Raw genomic sequence first — 21,019 nt, 5'->3', positions numbered from 1 at the left:
CCTTCCGTCAAATCGTCCTGAAGACTAACAACAGCAGACAAGCGAACACCGGCACCGCAGCCGTCAGGCTATCAATGCGATCTAAAATACCGCCATGTCCAGGGATCAGATGCCCGCTATCCTTGATGCCGGCTTCACGCTTAAACATACTTTCCGTCAAATCGCCCAGCACTGAAGCCAGCGCCGCCACCACCGAGCAAATCAGCAACACAGTTGGGGTGACATCCAGATGAGCCCACATGCCGTACGCCCAGGAGATCACCGCGGCCGTCAGCAGGCCACCGAAGAAACCCTGCCAGGTTTTCCCCGGGGAAACCTTTGGCGCCAGCTTATGCTTGCCGAACATTTTACCGAACATGTAGGCGCCGGAATCCGCGCCCCACACCAGAATCATGACGTACAGCAGCCACACCGCGCCGCTATAGTGGTTATCGGCATAATGCCAGGCCCGCAGCGCCAGCATGCCCCAGAAAAACGGGACAATAGTCAGCACGCCGAAGATAAGACGCAGCGCTTTCGAATGACGCCACAACGCCGCCGAAGCCGGATAAGAGAGTACCAGCACCAACGCGACAATCCACCAGCCAAACGAAGCCCATAACGATCCCTCAACCATCGGTTGATGAGCGTCATAGTGATATTCGGGCAACATAAAGAGCATTAGCGCCAGCAGCAGGCCACAAAGCACCGCCAGCCACACGCGCTGCGTCGTTGAGGTGAAACCGCTTAATTGCCCCCACTCCCACGCGGCGAGCATACAAACGACCAGTGTGACAATAGCAAAGCCCGCGGGCGGCAATAGAAAAAGCGCCGCAATAACGACGGGAATTAAAACGAAAGCGGAAATCAGGCGATACTTCAGCAAAAGTGACCCCCATCAGGCATGACTGCCACCCGGCTCTTCTGTGCCGCCAAAACGACGCTCTCGACTAACGAATGCATGGAGTGCACCTTCAAAGTCCTGTTCAGCAAAATCGGGCCAAAGAACATCCGTAAAGTAAAGTTCGGCATAGGCAATTTGCCAAATCAAAAAGTTACTTATTCGGTGCTCTCCCCCGGTCCTAATAACTAAATCGACGGGAGCCAGTTCATGCATACACACTTGCTGGCTCAGCAACTCTTCCGTGATCTCTTCAGGTTTTAGCAACCCGTTTTGTACCTGTTCTGCCAGTTGACGCGCCCCCTGGACAATATCCCAGCGGCCGCCGTAATTAGCGGCGATATTCAGCGTTAACCCCGTATTGTTTGCCGTTAACGCTTCCGCCTTACGAATGCGCTCCTGCAGTCGGGCATTAAAGCGTGTCGTCTCGCCGATAATCCGCAGGCGGACATTGTGACGATGCAGGCTTTTTACTTCGCTATCCAGGGCCCAGACAAACAGTTCCATCAGCGCGCTCACTTCCTGCGCCGGTCGGTTCCAGTTTTCACTACTGAATGCGTAAAGCGTTAATGCTTCAATACCATTATTCGCCGCGAAGGAGACCGCGCGACGAACAGATTTCGCTCCAGCTTTATGGCCAAAGGCGCGAATTTTACCTTGTTGTTTCGCCCAACGACCGTTGCCGTCCATGATAATGGCGACATGGCGACAACCATGCGCAGGCGACATTTTGCTGACAGTTTGATTAGCAGACAACATAACGCGTTTTAAGTCCATAATAAGGATTAGCTAAGCCACAACACACACGCCGCCGGGCAGCGCTGAATACGCATTTTTATCCGGCGCCGGAGCTACAGCCAATCGCAGAGAACAACCAAAAGCTTTACGCAAAAAAGCCGTGTCTTGCCACGGCCACCGTAATCTTTCACAACAAAATGCAACGATCGGGTGGCGCAGACTATATCACCGAAGCCCAGCGCCCACAAATATCACAACGCGTTACAGGGGCTCCCCTACGCCATGTGTTATCGGAGTTGTCGCTGTGCGGCGACGCGCGCTTCGGCATCAATCGCAACCACTTCATCAATACTTTGCGGTTCATTGAGCGCCATACTATCCAGCACCGCCTGGTTAACCGCCGCAATATCGGTAAAGCGGACTTCTCTATTCAGAAACGCCGCCACCGAAACTTCGTTAGCGGCATTCAACGCCGTCGTCGCGGCCTGGCCGACATCAAAAGCGTCCATTGCCAGCTTCAGGCACGGATAGCGATCGTAATCCGGCGCTGAAAAACTCAGGTTGCTCAATTGACAGAAGTCCAACGGTTTAACGCCGGAGTTCAGGCGCTGAGGCCAACCCATGGTATGGGCGATCGGCGTGCGCATATCCGGCTCGCCTAATTGCGCCAGCACGCTGCCGTCCTGATAGCGAACCATGGAGTGAATCACCGATTGCGGATGAATAATGACTTCCATCTGCTGAGCAGAGGCATTAAACAGCCAGCGGGCTTCGATGTACTCCAGCCCTTTATTCATCATCGTGGCGGAATCAACGGAAATTTTGCGTCCCATTGACCAGTTCGGATGGCGGCAAGCCTGATCCGGCGTCATTGCCGCCAGCTCAGAAATCGCCGTTTCCCGGAAAGGTCCACCGGAACCGGTCAGCAGAATCGACGAGACGCCGTTCTGCGTCAGGTCAGCGTATCCCAGATGGTTTTGAATTGTTTCCGGCAAACTCTGAAAAATCGCGTTATGTTCGCTATCAACCGGCAACAGGCGAGCGCCATACTGCTGAACCGCGTCCATAAACAGGCGGCCGCAGGTCACCAGCGACTCTTTATTCGCTAACAACACCGTTTTGCCAGCGCGAATGGCCGCCAGCGTCGGCGCCAGACCGGCCGCGCCAACGATGGCCGCCATCACCTGATCGACTTCATCCAGCGCCGCGACGTCGGCCGCCGCCTGCTTACCGCTCAGCACTTCCGTGCGGCAGCCCTGTTCACGTAGCAGCGTACGCAAACGCTCAGCGCTTTGCGCATCATCCATCACCGCAAAGCGGGGGGAAAATTCCAGACATTGTTCAACCATACGGTCGACATTTTTCCCCGCGACCAGCGCGGCGACGGAAAAGCTTTCGGGATTATGGCGCACCACGTCCAGCGTGCTGCAGCCGATTGAACCGGTCGAACCGAGAACGGTTAATTGCTTCATGAGACGTCCAGAAGAATTGTGACAGGATAAAAAGCAAAACGCCGCCAGCAAGCCCTTTATGCATCAATCCTCGGGGCTAAAACGGCGGCGAATGACCTTCGGTATAGAACGGAAGGCTACAAGGCCAGCTATTTTAACGCAATCCCAAATATTGAGCGTACGGTCTTCTGTACGGCGTTTCAGACTTTACGCAGCCCCGAATATCCCGGGCCCGCGTAACGGCAGAAAATCAGAACTGCATCAGTTCCGCTTCTTTCTCTGCCAGCGCCGCATCAACTTTCTTAATGGCGGCGTCAGTCATTTTCTGCACGTCGTCCTGAGAACGGCGATCGTCATCTTCGCTGATCTCTTTCTCTTTGAGCAGAGCTTTAACTTTGTCGTTCGCGTCACGGCGAACGTTACGCACGGCGACACGCGCCTGCTCTGCTTCGCCACGCACGATCTTGGTCAGATCTTTACGACGTTCTTCTGTCAGCGGCGGCAGCGGAACGCGGATATCGCTACCCGCAGAGCTTGGGTTCAGACCCAGGTCAGACGCCATAATCGCTTTTTCAACGGCCGGGCTCATAGAGCGGTCGAAGACGTTGATTTTCAGCGTACGGGAATCTTCTACCGTAACGCTTGCCAGCTGACGCAGCGGAGTCGGCGTGCCGTAGTATTCTACAATGATGCCATCCAGCAGGCTTGGAGAAGCACGACCCGTGCGAATTTTGCTGATTTGGTTTTTGAATGCTTCAACGCATTTTTCCATGCGTACTTCAGCATCTTTTCTGATATCGCTAATCACGTTACGAATCCTTGAAAACTTGTCTCAGACAGACCACACGGTCGCTCACCGCAAAAGTGAGCTAAGTATAGTCCGGATTAATTCAATTAACCGGGCAACTTCCCCGCTAAAGTAAAGCGGAATATTACCCGGAATTAGCGCCGACGGGAATTATTCCGTAATCAATGTGCCTTCTTTTTCGCCCATCACCACACGACGCAGCGCGCCAGGCTTGTTCATGTTAAATACGCGAATCGGCAGTTTGTGGTCGCGCGCCAGGGTGAAGGCGGCAAGATCCATCACTTTCAGCTCTTTATCCAGCACTTCGCTGTAGGTCAGCTGATCGTACATGGTGGCGGAAGGATCTTTCGCCGGGTCAGCGGTAAACACGCCGTCAACCTTGGTCGCTTTCAGTACCACGTCGGCTTCGATTTCAATACCGCGCAGGCAGGCTGCGGAGTCGGTAGTAAAGAATGGGTTGCCGGTACCTGCGGAGAGGATCACCACGCGATTGTTACGCAGCAGGCTAATCGCTTCCGCCCAGCTGTAGTTGTCACACACGCCGTTCAGCGGGATTGCGGACATCAGGCGAGCGTTCACATAGGCGCGATGGAGCGCATCACGCATTGCCAGGCCGTTCATGACCGTTGCCAGCATGCCCATGTGGTCGCCCACAACGCGGTTCATACCCGCTTTCGCCAGACCAGCACCACGGAACAGGTTACCGCCACCAATCACTACGCCAACCTGAATACCCAGTTCAACCAGTTCTTTGATTTCCTGAGCCATACGGTCAAGTATGCTTGCATCAATACCGAAGCCTTCTGAACCCTGCAGAGCTTCGCCACTTAACTTCAGCAGAATACGTTTGTAGACGGGTTTTGCATTGGTAGCCATGTTTCTTTCCTGAGACTGTCAACGATTGAGATGAGTTAATTCTGACGACATTGTATGTCATCGTTCAGCGCAGTCACTATAAGCGATTGGCTGATTTTACAAGAGAGGCGCAAAAAGAAGCCGCCCTCAGGCGGCTCCTTTTTTTAAAAATTAAGACTGCTTGGACATCGCAGCAACTTCTGCTGCAAAGTCAGTCTCAACTTTCTCGATGCCTTCGCCCACTTCAAAGCGGATGAAGCCAGTAACGTCGGCATTGTGCTCTTTCAGCAGCTGACCAACAGATTTGCTCGGTTCCATAACGAAAGGCTGACCAGTCAGAGAAACTTCGCCGGTGAATTTCTTCATACGGCCTTCAACCATTTTCTCTGCGATTTCTTTCGGCTTACCGGACTGCATCGCGATGTCCAGCTGAACCTGGTACTCTTTTTCTACTACTTCAGCAGAAACGTCTTCCGGCTTAACGAATTCCGGCTTGCTTGCAGCAACGTGCATTGCCAGCTGCTTAACCAGCTCTTCGTCAGCGCCTTTAGCGGCAACCAGAACGCCGATGCGCGCACCGTGCTGGTAGCTGCCCAGAACGTCGCCTTCCAGGATAGCGATACGACGGATGTTGATGTTCTCACCGATTTTAGCAACCAGGGCAACACGTTCTTCTTCGAACTGCGCTTTCAGAACTTCAACGTCGGAGATTTTACCAGCAACAGCGGCGTCCAGTACTTTGTCAGCAAATGCCTGGAAACCACCATCTTTAGCAACGAAGTCAGTCTGGCAGTTAACTTCCAGAATGTAACCGTAGTTGCCGTCGATTTTGGTTTTGATCACGCCGTCAGCAGCAACGTTGCCTGCTTTTTTCGCCGCTTTGATCGCGCCGGATTTACGCATGTTTTCGATTGCCAGCTCGATGTCGCCATTAGCTTCAGTCAGTGCTTTTTTGCAATCCATCATGCCTGCGCCAGTACGTTCGCGCAGCTCTTTTACCAGGGAAGCGGTAATTTCAGCCATTCTAAAATCCTCGGGAGATGTGGAAACTGCCCGGCCTGCGGCCAAACAGCATAAATTGAAAAAAGGGGCCTAAAATTGGCCCCTATTCATACACGGTACTAATAAGGGCTTAAACCTTATTATTCAGCTTCTACGAAGCTTTCTTCCGCCTGAGAAGCCAGGTCCTGAGAGCGACCTTCACGAACGGTAGCTGCAACAGCGCCCAGGTACAGGCTAACTGCGCGGATTGCATCGTCGTTACCCGGGATAACGAAGTCTACGCCGTCCGGATCAGAGTTGGTATCAACGATAGCAAATACCGGGATACCCAGGTTGTTTGCTTCTTTGATAGCGATGTGCTCGTGGTCAGCGTCGATAACGAACAGTGCGTCCGGCAGGCCGCCCATGTCTTTGATACCGCCCAGGCTGTTTTCCAGCTTGTCCAGCTCACGAGTGCGCATCAGCGCTTCTTTCTTGGTCAGCTTCTCGAAAGTACCGTCCTGGGACTGAGTTTCCAGGTCTTTCAGACGTTTGATGGACTGACGAACGGTTTTCCAGTTAGTCAGCATACCGCCCAGCCAGCGATGGTTCACGAAGAACTGGTCGCAGCTGTTAGCAGCTTCTTTTACCGCTTCGCTTGCAGCGCGCTTAGTACCAACGAACAGGATCTTGCCTTTACGGGCAGAGATTTTGTTCAGCTCAGCCAGAGCTTCGTTGAACATCGGTACAGTTTTCTCAAGGTTGATGATGTGAACTTTGTTACGCGCGCCGAAGATGAAAGGCTTCATTTTCGGGTTCCAGTAACGGGTCTGGTGACCGAAGTGAACACCAGCCTTGAGCATGTCGCGCATGGAAACAGTTGCCATGTTTAAAACCTCTATAGATTAAATTGGGGTTATGCCTCCACGTATCCCATATTACCGACCCCAAAGGGCACCCCGGAATATGTGCCGATACGTGTGTGTTATTTACACAATATGAGTATGTCGCTTACGTCCATCCTTGTGTATCTGAGATGGAACGGAAGTCCGGCGCGCTTTATACCACAAAACCTGGCCAGACACCAACTCTTGTTGACGTCGCGTGCTGTTAATGATTCTCAATTTGGCACCAGCGTACCCGGACTGTTACCATTGACAGGACTTAATCTATTATTGTCGAAAAAATCGACACTGCTGGACATATTCCATGGCTATCTCTATCAAGACATCTGAAGACATCGAAAAAATGCGCGTTGCCGGCCGCCTGGCCGCCGAAGTGCTGGAAATGATCGAACCCTACGTCAAACCGGGCGTCAGCACCGGCGAGCTGGATCGCATCTGCAACGACTACATTGTTAATGAACAGAAAGCGGTCTCCGCCTGCCTCGGCTATCACGGCTTCCCGAAATCGGTCTGTATCTCTATTAATGAAGTGGTGTGCCACGGCATCCCAGATGACGGCAAACTGTTGAAAGACGGCGACATCGTTAATATCGACGTGACCGTGATTAAAGATGAGTTCCACGGCGATACCTCAAAAATGTTCATCGTCGGTAAACCGACTATCCTCGGCGAGCGCCTGTGCCGCATCACCCAGGAAAGCCTCTATCTGGCGCTGAAGATGGTTAAACCGGGGATCAACCTGCGCACGATCGGCGCGGCGATCCAGAAATTCGTTGAAGCGGAAGGTTTCTCCGTGGTGCGCGAGTACTGCGGGCACGGTATCGGCCGCGGCTTCCACGAAGAACCGCAGGTACTGCACTATGATTCGCCGGAAACCGACGTGGTGCTCAAGCCGGGTATGACCTTCACCATCGAACCGATGGTCAACGCCGGTAAGAAAGAGATCCGCAGCATGAAGGACGGCTGGACGGTGAAAACCAAAGACCGTAGCTTGTCTGCGCAGTACGAGCATACTATTGTGGTAACCGATAACGGCTGCGAAATTCTGACGCTACGCAAGGATGACACCATCCCGGCGATAATCTCGCACGACGAATAATGAAAAGCCGGCGCCCGCCGGCTTTTTTATTAGATAGTTTTTTCTTATGGTGACGCGATGAGCAACTCTTTACCTGACACAGCCTCCCCTCTTCTGCCCATCCAGCCGGAACATCCGGTGAACTGGCCGCAGGGCGATCTGAACTGTGCCGCAATCAAGGCGCACATCGATACCTTCCAGCACTGGCTCGGAGAGGCATTTGATAACGGCATCGCCGCAGAGCAGCTCATCGCGGCGCGCACCGAGTTTATCGACCAGCTGCTGCAGCGGCTGTGGGTCGACTATGGTTTTGAATCCGTCTGCGACCTGGCGCTAGTGGCCGTTGGCGGCTATGGCCGCGGCGAGCTGCACCCGCTCTCCGACGTCGACCTGCTGATTCTGAGCCGTAAAAAGCTGCCGGACGAGCAGGCGCAAAAGGTCGGCGAGCTCCTGACCCTGCTGTGGGACGTTAAGCTCGAAGTCGGCCACAGCGTGCGCACCCTCGAAGAGTGTTTGCTCGAAGGGCTTTCGGATCTTACCGTCGCCACCAACTTAATTGAATCCCGCCTACTCATCGGCGACGTCGCGCTGTTCCTTGAACTGCAAAAACATATTTTCAGCGACGGCTTCTGGCCGTCGGAAAAGTTCTTCGCCGCCAAGGTTGAAGAGCAGAATGTTCGCCACCAGCGCTACCATGGCACCAGTTACAACCTGGAGCCGGACGTCAAAAGCAGCCCCGGCGGCCTGCGCGATATACATACCCTGCAGTGGGTGGCCCGCCGCCACTTCGGCGCCACCTCGCTTGATGAAATGGTCGGCTTCGGCTTCCTCACCGAAGCCGAGCGCAACGAGCTTAACGAGTGCCTGCACCAGCTCTGGCGCATCCGTTTTGCGTTGCATCTTGAAGTGAATCGCTACGATAACCGCCTGCTTTTCGATCGTCAGCTGAATGTCGCCCACCGCCTCGGCTATGAAGGCGAAGGCAATCAGCCGATCGAACACATGATGAAGGATTTCTTCCGCGTTACCCGTCGGGTAAGCGAACTCAACAATATGCTGCTGCAGCTGTTTGATGAGGCGATCCTCGCGCTAACCGAGAACGAAAAACCGCGGCCTATTGATGATGATTTCCAACTGCGCGGCACCCTGATAGACCTGCGTGACGACACCCTGTTTATGCGCGAGCCGCAGGCGATTCTGCGGATGTTCTTTATTATGGTGCGCAACAGCAGCATCACCGGCATTTACTCCACTACTCTGCGTCATCTGCGCCACGCGCGCCGCCACCTGACGCAGCCGCTGTGCTATATCCCGGAGGCGCGAACTCTCTTCCTCAGCATGCTGCGCCATCAGGGCGCGGTGAGTCGCGGCCTGCTGCCGATGCATCGCCACAGCGTGCTGTGGGCCTATATGCCGCAGTGGTCGCATATTGTCGGTCAGATGCAGTTCGACCTGTTTCACGCCTATACCGTCGACGAACACACCATACGCGTCTTGTTAAAGCTGGAAAGCTTCGCGAAAGAAGAGACCCGCAGCCGCCATCCGCTGTGCGTTGAGCTGTGGCCGCGGCTGGCCCATCCTGAACTTATCCTCATCGCCGCCCTGTTTCACGATATCGCAAAGGGCCGCGGCGGCGATCACTCGATTCTCGGCGCCGAAGACGTGCTGAAATTCGCCGAGCTCCACGGGCTCAATTCGCGGGAGACGCAGCTGGTCGCCTGGCTGGTACGCCAGCATCTATTGATGTCGGTAACCGCCCAGCGCCGCGACATTCAGGACCCGGAGGTGATTAAACAGTTCGCCGAAGAGGTACAGACCGAAAATCGCCTGCGCTATCTGGTATGCCTGACCGTCGCCGATATCTGCGCCACCAACGAAACGCTGTGGAACAGCTGGAAGCAAAGCCTGCTGCGCGAGCTCTATTTCGCCACTGAAAAACAGCTGCGTCGCGGTATGCAGAGCACGCCGGATATGCGCGAACGGGTACGCCACCATCAGCTGCAGGCGCTGGCGCTGCTGCGCATGGACAATATCAATGAAGAGGCGCTGCACCAGATTTGGAACCGCTGCCGGGCGAACTACTTTGTGCGGCATACGCCGAACCAGCTCGCCTGGCACGCCCGCAACCTGCTGAAGCACGATCTCAGTAAGCCGATGATCCTGCTGAGTTCGCGGGCCACCCGCGGCGGCACCGAGATCTTCATCTGGAGCCCGGACCGCCCTTACCTGTTCGCCGCCGTCTGCGGCGAACTGGATCGGCGCAACCTCAGCGTTCACGATGCGCAGATCTTCACTACCCGCGATGGCATGGCGATGGATACCTTTATCGTACTTGAACCCGACGGCAGCCCGCTTTCCGCCGATCGCCACGAGGCGATTCGCCACGGTCTTGAGCAGACAATAACTCAACGCAGCTGGGAGCCGCCGGCCCCGCGTCGCCAGGCGGCTAAACTACGTCATTTTTCCGTCGCCACTGAGGTGAATTTTCTGCCGACCCATACCGACCGGAAATCATTTCTTGAGCTCATTGCGCTCGATCAGCCAGGGCTGCTCGCCCGCGTCGGCCAGGTGTTCGCCGACCTCGGAATATCGCTTCACGGAGCCCGAATTACGACAATTGGCGAGCGAGTAGAAGATTTATTTATAATCGCCACCGCCGACCGGCGTGCCCTTAATAATGAGCTGCAACAAGAAGTGCAACAACGGTTGACAGAGGCCCTCAATCCAAACGATAAAGGGTAACGTATTTTTTTTAAGTGAATGGAAAGAAACAATGCAGCAGTTACAGAACGTTATTGAGTCCGCCTTTGAGCGTCGCGCCGACATCACGCCGGCAAATGTGGATACCGTCACCCGCGAAGCGGTGAACCAGGTTATTGCCCTGCTGGATTCCGGCGCGCTGCGCGTCGCTGAGAAGATCGACGGTCAGTGGGTGACGCATCAATGGCTGAAGAAAGCGGTACTGCTCTCTTTCCGTATTAACGATAACCAGGTTATCGATGGTGCGGAAAGCCGCTACTTCGATAAAGTTCCAATGAAATTCGCCGACTACGATGAAGCACGCTTCCAGAAAGAAGGCTTCCGCGTAGTGCCGCCGGCGGCAGTCCGCCAGGGCGCGTTCATCGCGCGCAATACCGTGCTGATGCCGTCCTACGTCAACATCGGCGCTTATGTTGATGAAGGCACCATGGTTGATACCTGGGCCACCGTCGGCTCTTGCGCGCAGATCGGCAAAAACGTTCACCTGTCCGGTGGCGTAGGCATCGGCGGCGTTCTCGAGCCGCTGCAGGCTAACCCGACCATCATCGAAGATAACTGCTTCATCGGCGCGCGCTCTGAAATCGTTGAAGGCGTTATCGTTGAAGAAGGCGCGGTGATCTCCATGGGCGTGTACATCGGCCAGAGCACCAAAATCTACGATCGCGAAACCGGCGAAGTCCATTACGGCCGCGTGCCGGCGGGCTCGGTTGTCGTTTCCGGCAACCTGCCGTCGAAAGATGGCAAATACAGCCTGTACTGTGCGGTGATCGTGAAAAAGGTTGATGCGAAGACCCGCGGTAAGGTCGGTATCAACGAACTGCTGCGTACCATCGACTAAGCAGAACAAAAAGCGGGAGATATCCCGCTTTTTTTATATCTGACGCTGGCGAAGATGAATTTTTTCGTTAATTATTCAATGGTTATGATGATATCAAAGGTACCGTTATGTACGATAATCTGAAAAGTCTTGGCATTACCAATCCTGATGAAATCGATCGCTATAGCCTGCGCCAGGAAGCTAACAACGACATCCTGAAGATCTATTTCCAGAAAGATAAAGGCGAATTCTTCGCTAAAAGCGTGAAGTTTAAATACCCACGCCAGCGTAAAACCGTGGTCGCCGACGGCGTCGGTCAGGGCTACAAAGAAGTGCAGGAGATTAGTCCGAACCTGCGTTATGTCATCGACGAACTGGATCAGCTCTGCCAGCGCGATCGTACTGAAATCGACCTCAAGCGTAAGATCCTTGACGATTTACGCCATCTGGAAAGCGTCGTCACCAATAAGATCAGTGAAATTGAAGCCGATCTGGAAAAACTGACGCGCAAATAAATCCGCCTGCTACGGGCCAGCTACTGGCCCTCTTCCCCAACTCCATCCTCAATTTTGTCACCCGTAGATCATCTTCGCTAACAGCAAAACTCAGTTATACCTCACTAACATCATTTCCCATCATCAACGTATCTATATGAATTACTTATTTTTTTAAATTCATTTATGTTCAATTTCCACCTAAAAGGAGGTCAAGCTATGACACAGGAAATTGAACAAAAATGTTACACCCTACAATCCGCCACCTGGCTGGATAAGGCGGGTTTTGAGAAAGGACGAAAACACGATCGTCAGGCGCTGGGCTTTATTCTGCCCGCCAATACGGTGCTGAAAATTCGGCAAACCGATCTCAGCAACGGCATCTCGACCCTGCGCCTGATGTGTGATGATAGCGCAGTGGAAAAATCCAGCGCTCTGACCACCAACTGGACAACGATTAGCACCACCGTCGATTCTGTGCCGTTTGTCGATACGTTGTTTACCGACAGCCCCTGCGAGTTCTCCGTGATTTACCAACAACCCGCGGCGACGAAACCGCTCCCCAGCTGGAAATCAGGACAGTCTGAAGAGACGTTTTTCCTGGACTGGGAGAATAATAAATCGTCTTTCGCACTGGTGGATCTGGATGTTATCAATCTGCTGTTGCCCTACGCCGACCGCGACAACGCGATGAAAGCGGGATTAGCGTCGTTACACCGTTTTTATAACCACCTTTTCACCCGCTATAACGATTGGGCCGGGCTAAGCGAAAATCCCGATTCGCAATGGAATCAGAACGTTGCCAACCGCTACTTTTTACGGGCGGATAAACATGGCGTCGGTTCGGCTTATTATAATACCAACTGGTGCGCGCAGACCGCCGCCACGGTTGGCGAAGGCTGGCTGGATAACGTCGCCACGCAGTGGGTTATCCTGCATGAAATCGGCCACGGCTATCAGGGTAAATTTATGCAGGATCCCACGCTTTCCGTCAGCGAAGTGTGGAACAATATTTACGCTTCCTTCTATCAACAGCTCACGCTGAGTCAGGATAATCATCTATATACCGATGGCTGGCTATACAACTACGGTAAGCTGGCCGCGCAGGAAGCACAGTTGGTTAACTATATTACCGACAAGACGCCGGTCACCAGTTGGGGTTTGCGTTCTCGCCTGCAATTCCTGATGCTGATGTTATTCAAAGCAGGTATCGCATCCTTCCGCACCTTTAATCAGAACTATCGCCAACTTGCCAATAGCGAGAGCTTCCAGCCGTCGGATCATCAGCTTGCCGATATGCTGGCAACCGCCATCGCTACCTCCGCGGGATATGATGTGACGCCGTTTATCGAGCTCTGCGGTTTAACGCTGAAAAACGCCACCCGGGAAAATATCGCCTCGCTGGCGACAAAACCGCTCTATCCGCTGTATCGTTTTCTGCCGCAAAGCGAATGGGATAGCGCGCGCCAACAGTTAGGGCTGGATTCCTTCTTCTGGCTGGTGGATAACAGCGAACTGGCAATATTAGGCAAAACGGGGGCGCTGACCCTGACGCTGAATATCGATCGCCCGGAGCAAATTTACGGTCAGACGCTGGCTATCAAGGATAATTGCGGCAACCATTATTCACTGGTGATTAATAGTGACGTCCTGACCCTGAAGGACATGCCAATCGGCGTGTATCAGGTCGAACTGCCTAAAGGCCGCTCGCAAAAATATCGCCCGGATATCAGCTATATCACCGTAAAAGAAGGCGCCAATACGGTCACCGTCAACTACGTTCAGCAAAACGATACCAGCGAACGTAACGTGACGATCTCCTTTTTAGGTTATAGCGATGCGCCTTTTGCCCACCTGGATGTTGATTACGAAAACCAGCAGCTTATTCTCAATGTGACCAGCGCCAACCCGCACAGCTACTACCCCGGGACATTGTATGCCGCAGTCAGTGTACTCTCCGCCAACGGTGAAAAAGTGTTTGAGCGTAAGATGACCGGCACCAACTGCGCGACGGGTAAAGTGATTATTCCATTCAGCCCTCACTATCACTTATATATCACCCACATGGAGCCGGGACGGCTGAAAACCTCACCGGGATATTTAACGCAGGTCGCGCGTGAGAAATACCAACTGATGCGCATTGATGATAATGGTCTGTATAACTTTATTCTCGGCAATAGTCCGGCGGATGACTTAGAGGCGATTTTCGAGCATAACGCTCAGGCTATCCGTACTCAGCCCTCGCTGGTAGCGCAGGAAGAGTGCGTCTGTAAAAACGATCTTTGGCTGATGCTCCCCCATATTGAAGAGCCCCGGCGCAGTGAACTGCTTAAAGCGTATGCCGATGTCCTGCCTCAGGATAATAACGATCCGGGCGAGCTAACGGGCAAAAGCGTGACGCTCAATCTCCGCGGCCAGGGCAATAACGAGTTTTGCCAGGTCGTTATCGATAATAAACAACGCGCAATGACGGTCGCGACACGGGCCGGCACACCGCACTCGTATTACACCACCCATACCTATGCCAGCATTACGGTTACTGCCGAGGACGATACGGTTGTTTATCAACGCAGCTACGCCGGTGCTACCAACAATCTGGCAAACAGCGAAACGATTACCCTCGCGGAAGGGATGATCATCGAGATTTTCCATGATGAACCATACCGCTCCAGCGCCACTAATGGCACGACCCAAAACGCCGTCACGCTGAAACAGCATAACCGCTGGCGCGTGGTGAAAACGGGCCTCCAAGTCTATGCGCTCACGCCTGATGAACCGGATGAGGAATCCACTGATACAGAAGAGGAAACTCAGGAGACCACCGCACTGTATGGCGATCGCTTCAGTTGGCAACTGCTTGGCGATGATGATGTTTGCTTTGCCGGGATGGAGATGGATATTGGCAGCGGCGCGTTGACCTTTAGCGCCAATGCGGTGGTACCGAATAAGCACTTTACGACCACTTACGCCACAGTCAATGTCTACAATACGCGTGGTTCGGTGGTGTATCGCCAGTCGATTAAAGGATCGTCGCAGCTTGGCGACTATGTTGATACCGCCATCCTGGATGAGGGCTATACCATTGAAGTCTTCCATGCCGAAGCGGGAAATCGTTCCGTTATTATTAATCCGCTCAATGGCAATAGCTGGCAACAACCCAATACCGTCACCTGGCAAGTGACCCCCCGCGGGCTGCAGCGCCTGTAATCCGTCATTTCCACTCCCGCCTGAGGCGGGAGTGTGTCAGCGTTGCTCATCCAGCTGCAATGCAATGTACAGTAGCAGACGGTCGTCAAAACTTCCCAGGTCCAATCCGGTTAGTTCCGAAATCCGATTGAGCCGGTACTCCAGGGTATTACGATGAATAAACAGCGCCTTTGAGGTGGCCAACGGCTGCACGTTATGACGAAACCATGCCTGCAAGGTGCGGCGCAACAGGCCGTTGTTATCCATCGCCTTCAGCCGCGTCAGCGGGCGCGCCAGCTCATTGGCCTGCCAGCCGCCGCGCAGGCTATCCAGCAGCACCGGCAGCATCAGATCCTGATAAAAGTAGCTGCGGCTTTCCGGCATCCGCTGCTTCCCTACCATCATCGTCGTACGCGCGGTCCGATAAGAGCGTGCGATACTGCCCGGACCAGTAAAGAAATTACCTAACGCAACGCGGAACTGTAGCTGGCCGTTCTCTTTCATACGGGCAATCAGTTGCTCAACGCGCTTGCAGTGGTCGTCGGCGTCCCAGCGGCCAAAGGCATTTAACGCGGGTTTCAATACCACCATCTCGGTCAACGAGACAATCGCCACCAGGTTGTTGCGATCCGGCGTGGTCAGCGCTGTCTGCAACTGCTGTAGTTCCGCCATCGCGCTATCGACGCCAAGCTGGCCGCTATCAACTTCAATCATCGCCACCACCCGTGGTTGATTGAGGTCGATGCCCAGTCTCTGCGCCCATTCGTTGAGCGCCGGGGTATTTTCTTCCGCCTGAATCAGGTTCATGACCAGTTCTTCACGCAGGCGGCTGTCCTGCGCCAGCAGATGCATCAGCCGCGACTGTTCGAGCATCATCTCCGCGGTCATACACACCAGCTCACCATACTTACGCAGCGATTCGGGCTCGCCGGTTAATCCGATAACGCCGACGATTTCCCCTTCAAGACGCAGCGGCAGGTTAATCCCCTGACGCACGCCGTGCAGATGGCGAGCGACCGCATCATCGATATCAACTACCCGCCCCTGCGACAACACCAGCAGCGCGCCTTCGTGCAATTCACCAATACGCTCACGATCGCCGCTGCCAATAATGCGCCCGCGGGCATCCATTACGTTAATATTGGTATCAATGATGCGCATCGTTCGCGCCACGATATCCTGCGCCATTTTGGTATCAAGATGCCAGCCAGCCATGTAACCCTCCCCTGAGCAGGGCATCAGCATAAAAGAGTGTCTGAAACTACGCACTGTGCATATGCACAAAGCGTGACAGAGAAGTATGGAGTTGTGGGGGGAATCACAGAACTTGCGGGCAGAATAAAAAAAGCCCCTTTCCCGGCACGGGAAAGGGGCTTATGCGCGCTGATAGATTATTGCATCAGCAGGTAGATAGAGGTATCACCACGCTGAATATTTAGCGCCAGTACGGACGGTTTTGCATCGAAGATTTTGCGCAGGTCAGCGATGTTTTTCACCGGCTGCTGGTTAGCGCCGACAATGATGTCGCCTTTCTTCAGACCAATCTGCGCCGCCGGCGTGCCCGCTTTCACGTTGCTCACCACCACACCTTTGTCCTGGCCCTTGTTGCTCATTTCCGCGCCTTGAATGCCGTTAAAGATGCTGCTGGAGTCAACCTGGTTCTGATTGCTCTGCTGCAGTTCAACGGTAACGTTGACCGGCTTGCCGTCGCGCAGCAGGCCCAGCTCGACTTTGCTGCCGATAGGCATCGTACCGACCTGCGCACGCAGCGCCGCGAAACTGCTGATCGGCTTGCCGTTCAGGGTGGTAATCACGTCGCCAGCTTTAATACCCGCTTTCGCCGCCGCAGAGCCCGGCATCACCTGGCTTACAAACGCGCCGCGCTGGGCATCAACTTTCATTGCCTTCGCCAGCTCGGAGTTCAGCTCGGTACCCATGATCCCCAGTTCGCCGCGTTTCACCTGGCCAAACTTGACCATCTGCTCGGTCAGGTTTTTCACCATGTTGCTCGGAATAGCAAAGCCGATACCGATGTTGCCGCCGTCCGGAGCAAGGATTGCGGTGTTGATACCGATCAGTTCACCGTTGAGATTCACCAACGCGCCGCCGGAGTTACCGCGGTTAATAGCCGCATCGGTCTGGATAAAGTTTTCATAGTTTTCCACGTTCAGGCCGCTGCGGCCCAATGCGGAGACGATACCGGAAGTCACGGTTTCGCCGAGGCCGAACGGGTTACCGATCGCCACGGTGTAGTCGCCGACGCGCAGCGCGTCAGAGTCGGCAAGCTTAATCGCCGTCAGGTTTTTCGGATCCTGAATTTGAATCAGCGCGATGTCGGAGCGCGGATCTTTACCGACGACTTTCGCATCGAACTTACGGCCATCGCTCAGCTGAACTTTAATGGTGGTGGCATTATCGACCACGTGATTATTGGTCACCACGTAGCCTTTGGCCGCATCAATAATTACCCCGGAACCGAGCGCCATAAATTTCTGCTGCTGCGCGTTATCGCCAGGGGCGCCCTGACCGCCGCCCTGGCAGAATGGAGAGCTCTGGAATGGCGAACCATCCTGGCAAAACGGCGAGTTGTCACCGAAGAATTGCTGGAAGTTACGCGGCATCCGCGGCGTGTTAACAGTCGTGCTGCCCTCGACGTTGATGCTCACCACAGACGGCATCACTTTTTCCAGCATCGGCGCCAGGCTCGGCATCTGCTGCGCAGTGGTCGCCGAGGAAGCCGTTTCAGCCGCGCTCGCAGAGAGCGGGGACAACGCCAGACCTAAACTCAGAGCCAGAGCACTCATTGCTAACGTGGTTTTTTTCATAGGTTTCAATCTCAATTTCAAATTTCGGATAACGAAAAAGTTGCTGTGTACGCACTCTCAGAGTCATTTTATAGCGCGAAGTTCCAGAGTTAAGTTTCGGTAAAAGTAAAAATTTATTGTCCGTCTTTACAAAACTCAGACTTATTCCACCGCCATCAGACGGCGATATTCATCCCACGCATACAAATCCGTCATTCCGCTGATATAGTCCTGAATCAATCGACAGCGGTAATAATACTCCAGCACGGGATATTCTTCGGTATCGCGCGAAAGCTTATTTACCGCCTCCACATAAGCCAACCGATGTCGGGTCGAAAGTTTCTGGAACAACCTCGAAGCAATAGGCAAACTGCGTACCCGATCTTGTTCCACCAATTGGCTGAACTCCTCCAGCGATAATTTCAGTAACGGCTCGTAGATATCCAGCAGTCCGCTGATAACCCGGTAGCCCTGCAATTCCAGCTGTTCAACATCAGGATGACTAAACACCTGTTTTATGGCGACGTTTTTATAAAGTTCAAGTAGCTGACTACAATCGCTGTCGTCCTCTAACAGCGCATGATTAAAATCGCCGCTAAAAATAGCCGGTAAGTTTTCGATAAACCGATGCGCCGCATAAGGCACCAGTTTATTCAACGTATTAACCCGTAAATACATAAAGAACTGATCTTCAGTGCTGCGGCTCAGTGAATTTGCGCGCGATTTCTCCCACGCGTTTTCTACAACTTGGGCGAACAAGGATCCTTTTTCATGAGTGCCCCACGCGTCATAGAGATGCTGATACAATTGCTCCGCGCTGAATATTCGTTTTTCTACCGCATCTTCGAGGTCAGCAACGCAATATGAGATATCATCGGCAGCTTCCATAATCCACGTTAATGGAAAACGATTGTAAGGCGCCAGATCCAATTCTTTACGCAGCCGCGCGATATACTCTTCTTCGGCTAAATAATAACCAGGTTTTTTCATTAAGTAGCTATGGCTGGCAAGCGTCTCTCCCCGCCACCACGCCGGCCGCGTATATTTCAGAATGCAGCCGACCTGGGTCCAGGTCAGGTTCATTCGCATCAGCGTGTGCACCAGACGGATGCCCTGAGCATTACCTTCAAAGCAGCACAAATCCTGACGCACTTTACGCCGTAGTTCGTTGAGCACCCCTTCGCCATCGTGCAGACGCAGCGCGTCAACCTGGCAGCGATCCTGGCTTAACGGCTGGCTGGCGGCATCTTTCGGCACCAGCCGTTTGCTGAACCAATCGTTAATTGCCGCCTCGCCAAAATGGCCAAATGGCGGATTGCCGATATCGTGCATCAGGCAGGCCATCTCCACCACGCTTTCAAACGGGCCGCTCAGTTCATCCAGACCGTAACATTCCAGCAGCTTTTGCTCTTTCAGGCGGCTTAGCACCTCTTTGGCGATGTAGCGCCCGACCTGCTGGACTTCGAGCGAATGGGTGAGTCGGGTGCGGACCGCCGCGTTACGCTCAAGTGGAAAGACCTGGGTTTTTTGCTGCAGGCGGCGGATGGCCGGTGAATTGATAATGCGCCCGCGATCGCTTTCAAACACCCGCAGGATCTCGCGTTCCGTCTCTACACCCTGCGGCGAACGGTAGCGCCGACGCCAGTGAATCTTGTTGCGAAAATCAATATTTGCCATAGCCTCTCCCGCGCGAGCAATACGCTTCCCCTTAAGCGCATGATAGACTATGCAGCTAATCCTGACACATCGCGAGTAAATCTATGAAAATTGGCATTATTGGCGCCATGGAAGAAGAAGTTACCCTTCTGCGCGACAAAATCGAGAACCGCCAGACTATCTCTATCGGCGGTAGCGAAATCTATACCGGCCAACTTCACGGTACCGAGGTTGCTCTGCTGAAATCCGGCATTGGTAAAGTAGCAGCTGCCATGGGCGCCACCCTGTTGCTGGAGCGCTGCAAGCCGGATGTGATTATCAATACCGGTTCCGCGGGCGGTCTGGCGCCGACGCTGAAAGTCGGCGACATCGTGGTCTCTGACGAAGCGCGTTATCATGATGCCGACGTCACCGCGTTCGGCTACGAATACGGCCAACTACCTGGCTGTCCGGCGGGTTTCAAAGCTGATGACAAACTGATTGCCGCCGCGGAAACCTGCATTAAGGCGCTGAATCTCAACGCCGTTCGTGGGCTGATCGTCAGCGGCGACGCATTCATCAACGGCTCGGTAGGGCTGGCGAAAATCCGCCACAACTTCCCGCAGGCCGTTGCCGTAGAGATGGAAGCGACCGCCATCGCCCATGTCTGCCATAACTTCAGCATTCCCTTTGTGGTGGTGCGCGCAATCTCTGACGTCGCTGACCAGCAGTCGCATCTCAGCTTCGACGAGTTCCTCGCCGTCGCCGCCAAGCAGTCCACCCTGATGGTGGAAAACCTGGTGCAGAACCTGGCGCGTGGATAAGTCGCTACAGAAAGCGTTAACCGCCCTGCTGTTACTCGCCCCGGCGTGGCTTTTCGCCGCGCCGCGGGTGGTGACGCTCTCCCCGGCCAACACCGAATTGGCCTTTGCTGCCGGCATTACGCCGGTCGGCGTCAGCAGTTATTCCGACTACCCTCCCGCCGCGGCGAAAATCGAACAAGTCGCCAGTTGGCAGGGAATGAACCTTGAACGTATTGTCGCTCTGAAGCCCGATCTGGTGCTGGCGTGGCGCGGCGGCAATGCCGAACGCCAGGTGAATCAGCTCAGTTCGCTGGGAATCAAGGTTATCTGGGTTGAAACGGGTTCGATTGAGCAAATCATCAGCGCTCTGCGGATGCTGGCGCCGTGGAGCCCGCAGCCGGAAAAAGCCCGTCAGGCCGCACAGGCGATGCAAGACGATTACCAGGCGCTAAAAGCCCGCTATGCCAACGTGCCGAAAAAACGCGTATTTCTGCAGTTTGGCGCCAACCCGCTGTTCACCAGCAACAGCGCCTCGATCCAGAATCAAGTATTGAGCCTGTGCGGTGGGGAAAATATTTTTGCCGCCAGCCGCGTTCCCTGGCCGCAGGTCAGCCGCGAACAGGTGCTGTCACGGCATCCGCAGGCGATCGTCATCACCGGCGACGCCAGTAAAATTCCCGCCGTGGACCGCTATTGGCAAAATCAGCTCACAATTTCGCTCATCGCCTTACATAGCGACTGGTTTGAACGCGCGGGCCCACGTATTATCCTTGCCGCAAAACAACTCTGTACTGCGCTTGAGCAGGTAAAATAACCGCCTGGCA

At 54.1% G+C, this 21,019-nt stretch carries 17 protein-coding genes; 7 read left to right on the top strand and 10 right to left on the bottom strand.

Going from position 1 to position 21,019, the window contains the following annotated elements; genetic code table 11:
• Positions 1-7 precede the first annotated feature (7 nt).
• From cdsA to rpsB, 7 genes are all read right to left on the bottom strand, one after another.
• Positions 8-865 (bottom strand): phosphatidate cytidylyltransferase, encoded by an 858-nt coding sequence (gene cdsA / locus ABLU80_RS09795; RefSeq protein ID WP_015368161.1) that lies wholly within the window; start codon positions 863-865, stop codon positions 8-10.
• Between the two features lie 12 nt (positions 866-877).
• Positions 878-1,639, bottom strand: coding sequence for a (2E,6E)-farnesyl-diphosphate-specific ditrans,polycis-undecaprenyl-diphosphate synthase (gene ispU, locus ABLU80_RS09790; protein ID WP_015368162.1), 762 nt, complete (start codon positions 1,637-1,639; stop codon positions 878-880).
• 266 nt (positions 1,640-1,905) lie between these two features.
• Complete coding sequence (gene ispC, locus ABLU80_RS09785; RefSeq protein ID WP_348849938.1) at positions 1,906-3,090, bottom strand: 1-deoxy-D-xylulose-5-phosphate reductoisomerase; 1,185 nt, start codon at positions 3,088-3,090, stop codon at positions 1,906-1,908.
• Between the two features lie 229 nt (positions 3,091-3,319).
• The gene (frr, locus tag ABLU80_RS09780; protein ID WP_015368165.1) at positions 3,320-3,877 is read right to left on the bottom strand and encodes a ribosome recycling factor; all 558 of its coding nucleotides are present in this window, start codon (positions 3,875-3,877) and stop codon (positions 3,320-3,322) included.
• Between the two features lie 150 nt (positions 3,878-4,027).
• Positions 4,028-4,753 (bottom strand): UMP kinase, encoded by a 726-nt coding sequence (gene pyrH, locus ABLU80_RS09775; RefSeq protein WP_004098747.1) that lies wholly within the window; start codon positions 4,751-4,753, stop codon positions 4,028-4,030.
• Positions 4,754-4,903: 150 nt separating this feature from the next.
• Positions 4,904-5,755 (bottom strand): translation elongation factor Ts, encoded by an 852-nt coding sequence (gene tsf / locus ABLU80_RS09770; protein WP_015368168.1) that lies wholly within the window; start codon positions 5,753-5,755, stop codon positions 4,904-4,906.
• 119 nt (positions 5,756-5,874) lie between these two features.
• Positions 5,875-6,600 carry a 30S ribosomal protein S2 gene (gene rpsB, locus ABLU80_RS09765; protein WP_004858107.1) on the bottom strand — a complete coding sequence of 242 codons (726 nt, stop codon included), beginning with the start codon at positions 6,598-6,600 and terminating at the stop codon, positions 5,875-5,877.
• Between the two features lie 322 nt (positions 6,601-6,922).
• On the opposite strand from rpsB, the gene map reads away from it, so the two are divergent.
• From map to ABLU80_RS09740, 5 genes are all read left to right on the top strand, one after another.
• Complete coding sequence (map, locus tag ABLU80_RS09760) at positions 6,923-7,717, top strand: type I methionyl aminopeptidase (protein ID WP_042893904.1); 795 nt, start codon at positions 6,923-6,925, stop codon at positions 7,715-7,717.
• 57 nt (positions 7,718-7,774) lie between these two features.
• Positions 7,775-10,438, top strand: coding sequence for a bifunctional uridylyltransferase/uridylyl-removing protein GlnD (gene glnD, locus ABLU80_RS09755; RefSeq protein WP_047079936.1), 2,664 nt, complete (start codon positions 7,775-7,777; stop codon positions 10,436-10,438).
• Positions 10,439-10,469: 31 nt separating this feature from the next.
• Positions 10,470-11,294, top strand: a complete 825-nt coding sequence (gene dapD, locus ABLU80_RS09750; RefSeq protein WP_015368172.1) for a 2,3,4,5-tetrahydropyridine-2,6-dicarboxylate N-succinyltransferase — start codon at positions 10,470-10,472, stop codon at positions 11,292-11,294.
• 107 nt (positions 11,295-11,401) lie between these two features.
• Positions 11,402-11,788, top strand: a complete 387-nt coding sequence (locus ABLU80_RS09745; RefSeq protein ID WP_015368173.1) for a DUF3461 family protein — start codon at positions 11,402-11,404, stop codon at positions 11,786-11,788.
• Between the two features lie 198 nt (positions 11,789-11,986).
• On the top strand, positions 11,987-14,974 hold the full coding sequence (locus ABLU80_RS09740; protein ID WP_348849937.1) for a putative mucin/carbohydrate-binding domain-containing protein: 2,988 nt from the start codon (positions 11,987-11,989) through the stop codon (positions 14,972-14,974).
• Positions 14,975-15,010: 36 nt separating this feature from the next.
• On the opposite strand, the gene ABLU80_RS09735 is transcribed toward ABLU80_RS09740, so the two are convergent.
• The 3 genes from ABLU80_RS09735 to dgt form a co-directional block, all read right to left on the bottom strand.
• On the bottom strand, positions 15,011-16,168 hold the full coding sequence (locus ABLU80_RS09735) for a CdaR family transcriptional regulator (protein ID WP_015368175.1): 1,158 nt from the start codon (positions 16,166-16,168) through the stop codon (positions 15,011-15,013).
• Positions 16,169-16,344: 176 nt separating this feature from the next.
• Entirely contained in the window at positions 16,345-17,778 is a 1,434-nt protein-coding gene (gene degP / locus ABLU80_RS09730; protein ID WP_015704441.1) for a serine endoprotease DegP, read from the bottom strand.
• Between the two features lie 141 nt (positions 17,779-17,919).
• Positions 17,920-19,434 carry a dGTPase gene (gene dgt, locus ABLU80_RS09725; protein WP_032716046.1) on the bottom strand — a complete coding sequence of 505 codons (1,515 nt, stop codon included), beginning with the start codon at positions 19,432-19,434 and terminating at the stop codon, positions 17,920-17,922.
• A gap of 83 nt (positions 19,435-19,517) precedes the next feature.
• On the opposite strand from dgt, the gene mtnN reads away from it, so the two are divergent.
• Together mtnN and btuF are read left to right on the top strand one after the other, a co-directional pair.
• Positions 19,518-20,216, top strand: coding sequence for a 5'-methylthioadenosine/S-adenosylhomocysteine nucleosidase (gene mtnN, locus ABLU80_RS09720; protein WP_015704439.1), 699 nt, complete (start codon positions 19,518-19,520; stop codon positions 20,214-20,216).
• Positions 20,209-21,009: a vitamin B12 ABC transporter substrate-binding protein BtuF gene (gene btuF, locus ABLU80_RS09715; protein WP_348849936.1), complete on the top strand. Its 801-nt coding sequence runs from the start codon at positions 20,209-20,211 to the stop codon at positions 21,007-21,009. The genes mtnN and btuF overlap by 8 nt, the downstream gene beginning before the upstream one ends.
• The last annotated feature ends 10 nt before the right edge of the window (positions 21,010-21,019 follow it).

It is taken from the genome of Klebsiella sp. CN_Kp104 (genome assembly GCF_040064515.1).
GTDB classification, from domain to species: domain Bacteria; phylum Pseudomonadota; class Gammaproteobacteria; order Enterobacterales; family Enterobacteriaceae; genus Klebsiella; species Klebsiella aerogenes.
This window is presented reverse-complemented; position numbering and strand designations above follow the sequence as displayed.